Origin of the sequence: Polaribacter sp. KT 15 (genome assembly GCF_900143115.1) — a bacterium.
Taxonomy (GTDB): Bacteria; Bacteroidota; Bacteroidia; order Flavobacteriales; family Flavobacteriaceae; genus Polaribacter; species Polaribacter marinaquae.
Window position 1 is genome coordinate 2,678,615 of the sequence record NZ_LT670850.1, and the last position, 12,347, is coordinate 2,690,961.

Annotated in this window: 11 protein-coding genes; 4 read left to right on the top strand and 7 right to left on the bottom strand. The window is 29.0% G+C overall.

The window, feature by feature from the left end; translation table 11 throughout:
• Nucleotide 1 precedes the first annotated feature (1 nt).
• A complete protein-coding gene (locus B5464_RS11840) occupies nt 2-358 on the bottom strand; it encodes a hypothetical protein (RefSeq protein ID WP_079738524.1) in 357 nt (118 codons plus the stop codon).
• Nucleotides 359-436: 78 nt separating this feature from the next.
• Nucleotides 437-2,914 carry a M14 family metallopeptidase gene (locus B5464_RS11845; protein ID WP_079738525.1) on the bottom strand — a complete coding sequence of 826 codons (2,478 nt, stop codon included), beginning with the start codon at nt 2,912-2,914 and terminating at the stop codon, nt 437-439.
• 206 nt (nt 2,915-3,120) lie between these two features.
• Between B5464_RS11845 and bshC the strand changes: the two genes are divergently transcribed.
• Together bshC and rlmF are read left to right on the top strand one after the other, a co-directional pair.
• A complete protein-coding gene (bshC, locus tag B5464_RS11850) occupies nt 3,121-4,713 on the top strand; it encodes a bacillithiol biosynthesis cysteine-adding enzyme BshC (protein WP_079738526.1) in 1,593 nt (530 codons plus the stop codon).
• A gap of 70 nt (nt 4,714-4,783) precedes the next feature.
• Entirely contained in the window at nt 4,784-5,641 is an 858-nt protein-coding gene (gene rlmF / locus B5464_RS11855; RefSeq protein WP_079738527.1) for a 23S rRNA (adenine(1618)-N(6))-methyltransferase RlmF, read from the top strand.
• Between the two features lie 12 nt (nt 5,642-5,653).
• Here the strand turns inward: rlmF and B5464_RS11860 are convergent, their stop codons facing one another.
• The 5 genes from B5464_RS11860 to argS form a co-directional block, all read right to left on the bottom strand.
• On the bottom strand, nt 5,654-6,253 hold the full coding sequence (locus B5464_RS11860) for a hypothetical protein (RefSeq protein WP_079738528.1): 600 nt from the start codon (nt 6,251-6,253) through the stop codon (nt 5,654-5,656).
• Nucleotides 6,254-6,360: 107 nt separating this feature from the next.
• Entirely contained in the window at nt 6,361-6,735 is a 375-nt protein-coding gene (locus tag B5464_RS11865; protein ID WP_172830883.1) for a LysM peptidoglycan-binding domain-containing protein, read from the bottom strand.
• Nucleotides 6,736-6,870: 135 nt separating this feature from the next.
• A complete protein-coding gene (gene lpdA, locus B5464_RS11870) occupies nt 6,871-8,259 on the bottom strand; it encodes a dihydrolipoyl dehydrogenase (protein ID WP_079738530.1) in 1,389 nt (462 codons plus the stop codon).
• A 170-nt stretch (nt 8,260-8,429) separates the two neighbouring features.
• On the bottom strand, nt 8,430-9,044 hold the full coding sequence (locus B5464_RS11875) for a hypothetical protein (protein WP_154066967.1): 615 nt from the start codon (nt 9,042-9,044) through the stop codon (nt 8,430-8,432).
• A 13-nt stretch (nt 9,045-9,057) separates the two neighbouring features.
• The gene (gene argS, locus B5464_RS11880) at nt 9,058-10,833 is read right to left on the bottom strand and encodes an arginine--tRNA ligase (RefSeq protein ID WP_079738532.1); all 1,776 of its coding nucleotides are present in this window, start codon (nt 10,831-10,833) and stop codon (nt 9,058-9,060) included.
• Between the two features lie 87 nt (nt 10,834-10,920).
• Between argS and B5464_RS11885 the strand changes: the two genes are divergently transcribed.
• Both B5464_RS11885 and B5464_RS11890 read left to right on the top strand, forming a co-directional pair.
• On the top strand, nt 10,921-11,445 hold the full coding sequence (locus B5464_RS11885) for a YkgJ family cysteine cluster protein (RefSeq protein ID WP_079738533.1): 525 nt from the start codon (nt 10,921-10,923) through the stop codon (nt 11,443-11,445).
• Between the two features lie 60 nt (nt 11,446-11,505).
• Nucleotides 11,506-12,333, top strand: coding sequence for a sterol desaturase family protein (locus tag B5464_RS11890; protein WP_079738534.1), 828 nt, complete (start codon nt 11,506-11,508; stop codon nt 12,331-12,333).
• Nucleotides 12,334-12,347: the final 14 nt, after the last annotated feature.

Consider the following 12,347-nt stretch of genomic DNA (forward strand, 5'->3'; position numbering starts at 1 on the left):
CTTAATTTAATATTTCATTTTCTTTAATTCTAAAACATCTTTCTTCACCTAAATAATTTGGGTTACCAAATTCTTCAGACCAAAAACCATCTAAAATATCTTTTGATAAGCATTTATAAACAACTGTTCCTTTGTAAATATCGTTTTCATCACCTTGATATTCAAAATTAATAACTAAGATGTTGTCTTTAAAAAAACCCTCTCCAAATTGTTGCTGACTCTTATTAATTAGCCAAACAGCTTTAAGTTTGTTGTTGTTTAGTAAGCTTAAATTTAAAATACCTTTATAAGTGTTTTCAGTATTATCTTGGTTTTTACCTATTATTTGATATTCACCAATTAAATCTTCTATTTGCATGACTATTATTAAGATTACAAAGGTAAATGTTTCATGATTATAAAAAAAAACCACTCTGTTTGAGTGGTTTTTTAGATTTTATTTTAATTGATTAGAGTTTAACAGAAATACTGCATTGGCTACAAATAGTTTTCCGTTTTCCCAAAAAGATCTAAATAAAGGATTATCTACCATGTAAACAATACTTCCTCTTCCCATCGTTTGTTCACCGAACAGTAAAGATTCAGGTACATTTTTTACAGCTTTACTTCCTGCATAACCAGAAACATTGTTAGAGTTTTTATCAAAATAACCAACATTATATCCTTTTTTTAAGTAACTGTAAGAGGTTCCGCTTAGTTTTAAAGAAAAATATTCTTTATCATATCCAAAAGCTAACGGATGCGAATTGTCTAACGTACTTTTAAAAATACTTCCAGTAATTAAATTAGCAACACTTTTACGTTCTCTATCTTGGTAAGGAACTAAATTATTGTCAGTTTTTATTTCTGCATTCTTTTTTGTTTTTAAAGAGAATCCTTCTTTATTGGCAAAACTATTTAATGCATTTCCTATTGCTACTAATGTTCCGCCAGATCTTACCCATTTTTTTATGTTAGATAAAGTAGAACCACTTAAAATACTATTGTAATAACCACTAGGTAAGATTATTACATCATATTTACTTAGATCTGTATAACCAAAATTACTAGAGTTTATGTTAGTAATTGGGTATTCTAATTGAGTTTCAAAAAAGTGCCAAACTTCACCAAAACTTAAAGAAGAAGTTGCTTTACCAGAAACAACTGCTATTTTTTGCTTGTTAATTGGTTTAATTGCAGATGAACCAAAATCTACACCAGACTGAGAAAAACCAGTTGCAACAGATGTTAATTTACGTTGATGTTTGTCTGCTATTGCTACAATTTTTGAATCAAAATCTGTGTTTCTGTTATCATTTCTAAGTATTATTAAAGTTCCTTTATCGTAAGATGTATTGTTTGCTGAAAAAGATTTTTCTGCAAACCTTGGTACAATATTATTCTTTAATAAATCTGCTAAGAAAGTAGCATCAGCAAGACTATTCCATTTAGAAACGTATGCATAAGCACTTTTATCTTCAGAATTTACAATAGTATTGTTAGTGTTAATAGTTGTAGAGTTTACCTTACTTTTAGATGCAACCGCATTAAAACCGTGAGCATATGGTAAAGACCATGCTGTAATATCATAAGTTAAAGAATCTACTAATTTAGCATTTGGTTCAAACAAAGCTTTTACCATTTTACCTTTTGGCTGATCTGTATGAATAACTAAATCTTTATTGCTAACGTCTAGTTTAGCATCTTTTTGAGTAGTATAACTATATCCTTTTACAGAACCATTTTTAGCACTTTCATATTTTATTTCATGAGTGTCTAATAACTCTTTTAGACGATTCATTTTGTCTGCATTTTCGTTCTTTAAAACATAACTTTTAAAGTTCAAACCAGAATTATTAAAGAATTTTCTGAATTCTGAGTTTAGTTTTTTAGCATTTTTTGAAGAAATCTCTACAGTAGATAAACCTGTAGTTAAATGGTGTGCAGCTCTATCTTTTAACGTTAAAATTTCACCTTCATCTGTATGAATACCTAAACCTGCACGACCATGACCAGCTTGTTCATAGGTCATACCAATTGCGCCCATATATGTTGGGTAAGTATCGCCATAACTTGGGTATAATAAATCGAAACTTTCTTTTGTAAAATATAACCAACCTTCTTTATCGAAATATTTTGCGTGATTTTTACCAATTTGTGTTTGAAAATCTCTTTGCCAATCAGTAATAATTTCATGAAAAGGTTCTGCAGCAGGAGCAAAGTAATACGGATTATTTATTCCTTGCTCATGAAAATCTACATGAATGTGAGGCATCCATTTATTGTAAACTTTAATTCTTTGCTGAGATTCTACTTGTGTTGCCCAAGCCCAATCTCTATTTAGGTCAAATAAATAGTGATTTGGTCTTCCACCTGGCCAAGGTTCTGCATGTTCTTTAGCATTTTGATCTGTATTATAAGGTGTACTTTTTACTTGGTTGTACCAATTTACATATCGATCTCTACCATCAGGATTAATACAAGGATCTAAAATAACAACCGTGTTTTCTAACCAAGCTTTTTTTGCAGTAACCAATTCGTATAACGTTAACATTGCTGTTTCTGTACTAGAAGCTTCGTTACCATGTACATTATAACTAAGCCATACAATGGCAATATCATTTTTAGAATTACCAGAAATTACCCCTGTTTGACTTAGATTATTTTTTCTTATGCTTTCTAAATTCTTAATATTTTCTGCAGAAGAAATGTAACTAACATATAAAGGTCTGTGTTCATTTGTTTCGCCATATTTCTCTAACTTTACATTAGATAAAGTGTTGCTAACATAATTAAAATAGTCTACAACTTTATGATGTCTTGTAAAACGAGCGCCAATTTCGTAACCTAAAAATTCTTTTGGAGATTTAATTTTTTGAGAAAATAGTGTTCCTGTTAATAAAAAAAGAACAACTACAATAGATTTGATTTTCATGTAAGTGTTTGATTAGAAAATCAAAAGTAATAATATATTTTTAAAATTGTTAATTTGCAGAAAATAGAACTTGTTAAAACTTTGTTAGATTGATTTGTAGTGATTTACAAAGCTTAAAATAGTTGTATTTTTATAAAAAATTTAGAAGTCAAAATGAGCAGTAAGATAGACAGAGAATGTTGTTGTATTAAAAACCATGTAGCCTAATGAAAGTTACTCAAATTCCGTTTAAAAAAACAGGTTTTTTCTCTAATACAATGATAGATTATTTAGAGCAAAAAGATACTTTAAAACCGTTTTACAATAATTTTCCAGATATTACAGGGTTTTACAATCAAATAGAAGAAAAAGAAAGATCTTTTAGTTTGCAAACTCGTTTGGTTTTGACAGAAGCGATAAAAAATCAATATTTAAATTTTGATGTTTCAGCGAAAACGGAAGAAAACATTCAACTTTTAAAACTTAAAAATACTTTTACAATTACAACCGGTCATCAATTAAACTTATTTACAGGACCGTTGTATTTTTTATATAAAATTATTTCTGCAATTAATTTAGCAGAAGAATTGTCAGAAAAATTTCCAGAGAAAAATTTTGTGCCAGTTTATTGGATGGCAACAGAAGATCACGATTTTGATGAGATTAACTATTTTAACTTTAAAGGTAAAAAAGTTGTTTGGAATAGAGAAGATGGTGGTGCAGTAGGGCGATTTTCTACTGAAGGTTTAGATAACGTTTTAAATGTTTTTGCAAATCAATTAGGTGGTTCTAAAAATGCTACATATTTGCGAACTCTTTTTTCTGATGGTTATTTAAAGCACAATAATTTAGCAGATGCAACACGATATATCGCAAACGAATTGTTTAAGGAATTTGGATTGGTAATTGTTGATGGAGATGATGAACAATTAAAAGAACTTTTTATTCCTTTTGTTAATGAAGAACTAGAGCATGGTACTTCGTTTAAAGAAGTTTCTAAAAAGATAGAAAAATTAGAAGAAAATTATAAAATTCAAGTAAACCCTAGAGAGATTAATTTATTTTATTTAGGTGATAACTTTAGAGAACGTATCATTTTTGAAGAAGGAGTTTACAAGATAAACAACACGGAAATTACTTTTACTAAATCAGAAATTCTACAGGAAGTAGAAAAAAATCCGAAAGCATTTTCGCCAAATGTAATAATGAGACCTCTTTATCAAGAAGTTATTTTACCAAATATTTGTTATTTAGGTGGTGGAGGCGAAATGGCATATTGGTTTGAGTTAAAACAATATTTTAATAAAGTAAATGTTCCTTTTCCTATTTTATTATTAAGAAATTCTGTGCAAGTTGTCTCAGAGAAGCAACAACGAAAACTAGATAAATTAGATATTTCTATAGAAGAGTTGTTTTTTAATCAACACGAGTTATTATCTAAAAAAGTAATTGAAAACGCAGATTTAGAAGTTGATTTCAACAATAAAATCACTTATTTAGAACAACAATTTGAAGAATTAAAAACGGTTGCAGAAAAAACTGATGTTACTTTTATAAATGCGGTAAAAGCGCAAGAAAAGAAACAAATTAAAGGTTTACAGAATTTACAGAAGAGATTAATCAGAGCAGAAAAAAGAAGGCAAAAAGATTTGGTTGATCGAATTACTTTTCTTCAAAATGAAATTTTACCGAATCAGAGTTTAGAAGAAAGACAGCGTAATTTCTCTGAATATTATTTAGAATATGGTAGTGGTTTTATAAAAGCGCTTAAAAAATCTTTAAAACCATTAGATCTTCAATTTACTGTTTTAGAACTTTAATGTAGAATAAAATTTACAGTTCTAAAAATATGGTTTATAACCATTAATTGTTTTAAAAATATCGATATTTATGAGTAAAGAAAAAGGTTTACATCCAAAAAATAAATTTAATACAGGTTATAATTTTGATGAACTTGTTCTTAATAATTCTAATTTAAAGGAGTTTGTAGCAACAAATAACTACGGAAATTTAAGTATCGATTTTTCGAACCCTAAGGCTGTAAAAGAACTGAATAAAGCACTTTTATTTTCTTATGATAAATTGACTGTTTGGGATTTTCCTGACGAAAATTTATGTCCGCCAATTCCTGGTCGTTTAGATTACATTCATCATTTATCTGATTTGCTTTCATCCGAAGAAAATATTAAAATATTAGATGTAGGAACCGGTGCAACTTGTATTTATCCTATTTTAGGTGTAGCAGAGTATAATTGGACATTTGTAGGTTCTGATATTGATTTAGATTCTTTAGATTATGCGCAAGACATTATTTACGATAATAAATTAGAAGAGAATATCACTTTACGTCAGCAATTTAACGAGCAAAATATTTTAAAAGGAATTATAGAAGAAGAAGATTCTTTTACTGCAACGATGTGTAATCCTCCTTTTTATAAATCTGCAGAAGAAGCACAAGGTGCAAACCGAAGAAAGACTAAGAATTTAGGAAATAATGCAGTTAGAAATTTTTCTGGGAATAATAATGAGCTTTGGTATGTTGGCGGAGAAAAAGCTTTTCTACACAATTATTTATATGAAAGTTCTTTGTTTAAAACCAAAAGCAAATGGTTTACAAGTTTAGTTTCTAAGAAAGAAAATATAGAAAGTTTAGAGAAATCTTCAAAAAAATTAGGTGCAGTACAGTTTAAAGTAATCCCAATGAATCAAGGTAATAAGGTTACTAGAATTGCTTGTTGGCAGTTTTAATTAAAAGTTTTTTTAATTGTATACTAAATCTTTAATATTGTATTTTTTGCAAATGTAGTGTAGTATTGTGTACACTAACATATGTACAAAAACCAAACAGATAAAAGCATATAAAGGTACTCCGAAAAGCTGATAAGGCCAATAATAGGTCCAAACACCTAACTGAATCGTAATAACTTCACCGAAAGCAGGTAATATTAATGCTAAAATTAAAGCAAGTATAATTTTATTTTTTTGACTTTTATTTTTTAGTAACGGAATTAATTTTAATTCTAATTTGTATAAAAAATAGAAGGCATACATCCAAGCAAAAGGTAGCCAAAGCGGTAATTCTCTGCTGACTTCATGGTATTCCCAATAACCGTTTGCAACACCCCAAGTTTCACCTACAATTCCGCCAAAGCAAGTTAAAAGCATTCCTATAAGTAACAACCAATTTTTGTTTTTGGGTTTAATAATATCCTTGTAAACGTTATGTGTAAGTTTTGCAACTAAAATTAAGGCAATTATTAAATCGTATTCTTTTAAATAACCAATAAAAACACCTGCAACTATTAGTTTTAGAATGCCTTTGATAACCTCAATTATAAACTTTTTTTTGTCTGTAATCATTTATATAATAAAATGTAAATGTACAGTATTTGTTAATTTGTATATACTTATTTCAAAAAAAAACCGAAGCTTTTAACTTCGGTTTCAATATATTTTATGATACTGTTCTATAAATTAGGAATAACTAATTCTTGACCAGGATGAATTACATCTGGGCTTTTTAAGATATTAGTATTTGCTTCAAAGATAGCAGTATATTTAGATGACTTACCATAATATTGCTTTGCGATTTTACCAAGAGTATCTCCACTTTTTACAGTATGGTTTGCAAAGATAGAAGTATCTTCTACAGAAATATCTGCCATAATATCTGTCGGGTTTTCACCACCAACTTTTTTTATTTCATCCCAAAGTAAGTTTTTTTCATATTGGTTTTTTGCAGTACCTACAACATGTAGTACGCCGTTTTCTTCTTTTACATCTCCATTTTTAATAGCTAATTCTTCTCCTAGATTTAATACGCTTTGATATTTTGCTCTCATTTTAATTTTTTGATTTTTAATTATAGTCTAAATGTACAAAAAAACCAAAGCTTTTAGCTTTGGTTTTTCGATTAAACTACAAATTTTATAGTTAAATGATAATTATATATCAGTTATAAATTTTAAATAATAATCTTATAAATGAATTACTTCGTCGTAAGCATCTGCAACAGCTTCCATTACAGCTTCACTCATTGTTGGGTGAGGGTGAATTGCTTTTAAAACTTCATGACCAGTAGTTTCTAATTTTCTACCAAGAACAGCTTCTGCAATCATATCAGTAACACCAGCACCAATCATGTGGCAACCTAACCATTCACCATATTTTGCATCAAAAATTACTTTTACAAAACCATCAGGAGTTCCTGCTGCTTTTGCTTTTCCTGATGCTGAAAATGGAAATTTACCAACTTTAAGTTCGTAACCTGCTTCTTTAGCTTTTGCTTCTGTCATACCAACAGATGCAATTTCTGGAGTTGCATATGTACAACCAGGTACGTTACCGTAATCGATAGCTTCTGTATGTAAACCAGCTAATTTTTCAACACAAGTAATTCCTTCTGCAGAAGCAACGTGTGCTAAAGCTTGCCCAGGAACAACGTCACCAATTGCATAATAACCTGGTATGTTAGTTTGGTAAAAATCGTTTACTAAGATTTTATCTCTATCAACAATAATACCTACATCTTCTAAACCAATGTTTTCGATGTTAGATTTAATACCAACTGCAGATAATAAAATATCAGCTTTTAAAGTTTCTTCTCCTTTTTTAGTTTTTACAGTAGCAACAACACCATCACCAGAAGTATCAACAGACTCTACAGAAGAGTTTGTCATAACTTTAATTCCAGATTTTTTAACAGAGCGTTCAAATTGTTTAGAAATATCGATATCTTCTACTGGTACTAAATTTGGCATATATTCTACAATAGTAACTTCTGTTCCCATAGAGTTATAGAAATGAGCAAACTCAACACCAATTGCACCAGAACCTACAACAATCATAGATTTAGGTTGCGATGGCAACGTCATTGCTTGTCTATAACCAATTACTTTTTTACCATCTTGTGGTAAGTTTGGTAATTCTCTAGAACGTGCACCAGTTGCAATAATAATATTGTCTGCACTATATTCTGTTACAGTACCATCTTCTGCAGTAACATCAACTTTTTTACCAGTTTTTATTTTACCAAAACCATTTATAATATCGATTTTGTTTTTCTTCATTAAAAAAGCAACACCTTTGCTCATTCCGTCTGCAACATCACGACTTCTTTTAATAACAGCATCAAAATCTTTATCAATTGCTTCTGCTTTTAAACCATATTCATCAACATGCTTTAAATAATCATAAACTTGTGCAGACTTTAGTAATGCTTTTGTTGGGATACATCCCCAGTTTAAACAAATTCCACCTAAACTTTCTTTTTCTACAATGGCAACTTTAAAGCCTAATTGAGAAGCTCTAATTCCGGTAACATATCCTCCAGGTCCACTTCCAATAATTATGATGTCGTATTTCATTCTTTTAATATTTACTAGTTGTTTGTTTTATTTTGGGCGTTTTAACAGGCTTTACGTTCTATCTTTTTTTATCCTACCTCAAAAAAAGGATGCCACTTCAATCCTTAACGCGTGCTAATTTACTAACTTTTAACTTTATTTTAATTTTAATTATATCCTTAGATATGATTTTACTTGCAATTAGCATTATAATATTTAATTATATCCTCTACTCTAGAATTTTTATTTTCAAAATTATTTATAACACTTTTTTTATCTTTTATCAATTCAATAAAGTTTTTACAATCTGAAGTGTATTTAGATATAATTTTCTTAAACTTTTTACTTTTTGGGTTGTTAGGAAGTTTTTCCATAAAATCAGATTCATTACTGCCTATATAATAAACAGTTCTGCTATTACTCAATCCAAAAGTTATTGATAATCCAGGAGCCATACCCATTCCTGGAAGACTATTGTTTGTAACCTCAAAAGAATATAAATTTAGCTTACCTTCAATTGCTCTTTTAATCAATAAAATTTTATTTGTTTTTTTTGATAACTTATAAATGTATTCTGTACCATCTATAAATTTAAGCATTCTAACTGTTTTATAATCTAAAATCTCTTTTTTATCGTTCTTTGTCTTCTTGAACTTTATTTTATCACTGGATGTGATTTTTATTAAACCTTTTGTCTGAGTGCTATCTCTAAAATAAATTTTTCCCTCTTCATAACTATTAAAGATAGATTGTGAGGTTAAACTCAAAGAAATAAAAAGAAATAATAATACTAATGATTGTTTCATAAATTTAACTTTTTTACATTCTTTCAGGAACCTGAATTCCTAATAAAGAAAATGCCGATTTTATAGTGTCTGCAACTTTTTTAGATAATTGAACTCTGAATGTTTTTTTATCTAAATCTTGTTCTCCTAAAATGTGTACATTTTGATAAAAAGAATTAAATTCTTTCACCAAATCATAGGTGTAATTTGCAATAATTGCTGGCGAATAATTTGCAGCAGCTTGCTGTATTGTTTCAGGATATAATTCTAATTGTTTTAATAATTCTTTTTCTTTTTCGTGTAAATCTACACTTACAGATTTCGAATAATCAAAATTTGCTTTTCTAATTATAGACTGAATTCTAGCATACGTATATTGTATAAAAGGACCGGTATTTCCTTGGAAATCTACAGAAGATTTCGGGTCGAATAAAATTCTCTTTTTAGGATCTACTTTTAAAATAAAATACTTTAAAGCTCCTAAACCAATCGTTTTATACAACTCTTCTTTTTCTTCATCAGAATACCCTTCTAACTTGCCTAGTTCTTCAGAAATAGTTCTAGCAGTATCTGTCATTTCTATCATTAATTCATCAGCATCTACAACAGTTCCTTCTCTAGATTTCATTTTTCCAGAAGGTAAATCTACCATTCCGTAGCTTAAATGATGTAATTGTTTAGCCCAATCGAAACCTAATTTCTTTAAGATTAAGAATAATACTTGAAAATGGTAATCTTGCTCGTTACCAACAGTATAAACCATACCGCCAACATCTGCATAATCTTTTACACGTTGTATGGCTGTACCAATATCTTGAGTCATATAAACTGCAGTTCCGTCAGAACGTAATACAATTTTTTCATCTAAACCATCATCAGTTAAATCGCACCAAACAGAACCGTCTTCTTTTCTATAGAAAACACCTTTTTCTAAACCTTGTGCAACAACATCTTTTCCTAATAAATAGGTATTACTTTCATAATAAAGATTATCAAAGTTAACTCCCATGTTTTTGTAAGTAACGTCAAAACCAGCGTAAACCCAAGCATTCATAGTTTCCCATAAAGCCACTACATCTTTATCACCAGCTTCCCATTTTAAAAGCATTTGTTGTGCTTCTACAAATAAAGGAGCTTCTTTTTTAGCCTCATCTTCAGTTTTACCTTCAGAAATTAATTGAGCTATTTCTTTTTTATATTCTTGGTCAAATTTTACGTAATAATTACCAACCAATTTATCACCTTTTAAACCTGTAGATTCAGGAGTTTCTCCGTTTCCGAATTTTTCCCAAGCTAACATCGATTTACAGATATGAATTCCTCTATCGTTAATAATTTGAGTTTTGTAAACTTTTTTACCAGACGCTTTTATAATTTCTGCAACAGAATATCCTAATAAATTATTACGAACGTGGCCTAAATGAAGAGGTTTGTTTGTGTTCGGAGAAGAATATTCTACCATTATAGCTTTTTCATTAGCCTTTGGTGTTTCAAAACCATAAGAAGTATTCTCTAGAATCGCATTAAAAAAGTTTGTGTAAAAAGAATCGTCTACAACTAAATTTAAAAATCCTTTTACAACATTAAAATTGGTGATTTCGGTAACGTTTTCTACTAAATATGTACCTAAATCTTCTCCTATTTGTACAGGATTTCCTTTTTTGTAACGTAGCAACGGAAAAACAACAACAGTAATGTCTCCTTCAAATTCTTTTCTTGTTGCTTGAAACTCTACAGACGGAATTTCGATATTATATAATGCTAAGAAACCTTCTTTAACTTTAGTTTCTATGGTGTTTTGAATATTCATTTATTAATAAAATTGAAATACAAAATTAAGGATTTTTATTTGTTTTTCTGAGTGATTTTTCCGGAAGAATAATTGTAATTTTGTATCATGGAAAAAATGCTGAAACAACTCCCAAAATTAGCTAAAGAAGCAAAAAAAGAAAACGAAAAATATTTTGCGAGACTTAAGAAACGAACGCCAAAAAGATTAGATTATTTAATGCAAGAATTGCACGATAAAGAGTTTGAAAAAACAGACTGTTTAACTTGTGGTAATTGTTGCAAAACAACTAGCCCAATATTTACTGATGTTGACATAGAACGTATTGCAAAATATCTAAAAATGAAGGTTGCAGCATTTACATCGCAATATTTAGAGAGAGATGAAGACGATTTTATGGTTTTAAAATCTGCGCCTTGTACTTTTTTTGATGAAAGCGATAATACTTGTTTTATTTACAGTGTAAGGCCAAAAGCATGTGCAGAATATCCGCATACAAACCGTAAAAAGTTTATTGGCATAACAGATTTAACCATTGCTAATACAGCAATTTGTCCTGCTACCTATAATATTGTAGAAAACTTAAAAAAGCGTTTGCCTTTAGAAGGTAACAAGAAAATTAAAAGATCTTAAACTCTTTTACTAGTAAAATTTGCATAATTTAATTTCACTATTTTAGTAGAAAATAAATTTATGCAAACTATTTTTTCTTATTTCGAATCGATACCATCTTCTCATCGAAGTTTAATTCTTGTTTCTGGTATTACATTTTTTTGGCTTCTAGAAGGTGCAGTACCTTTATTTAATTTTAATTACAAAAAATGGAAACATGCGTTACCAAACTTGTTTTTTACATTTACAACGATAATTATAAATTTTTCGTTGGCATTTTTATTGCTTAAAACTGCAGATTGGGTAGATGTAAATAATTTCGGACTTATTAATTTGTTGCCAGAAATGCCACTTTGGTTATATGTTACTTTAGGAATATTATTTTTAGATTTTTTTGGCGCTTATTTAGCTCATTTTGTAGAACACAAAGTTGCTGTTTTATGGATGGTTCATTTGGTACATCATTCCGATCATAATGTAGATACAACCACAGCAAATAGGCATCATCCAATAGAAAGTATTATTCGTTTTGCTTTTACTTTATTAGGTGTTTTTGTTATTGGTACGCCAATAGCTATTGTATTTATGTATCAATCGATGTCTTTAATTTTTACTCAATTTACACACGCCAATATTAAAATGTCTTCAAAATTTGATACTTTTTTAAGTTATTTTATAGTTTCTCCTGATATGCATAAAGTACATCATCATTATAAATTGCCATATACAGATTCTAATTATGGAAATATTTTTTCTATTTGGGATAGAATTTTTGGTACTTACATGAAATTTGATAGAGATAAAATTGTGTATGGTGTAGATACTTTTCCTGATGAAGTAAAAAATTCTTCGTTAAAAGAATTGTTAAAGCAGCCTTTTCAAGGATATAGAAAACCAACAAATATTTAATTTTTTGCTGAAAA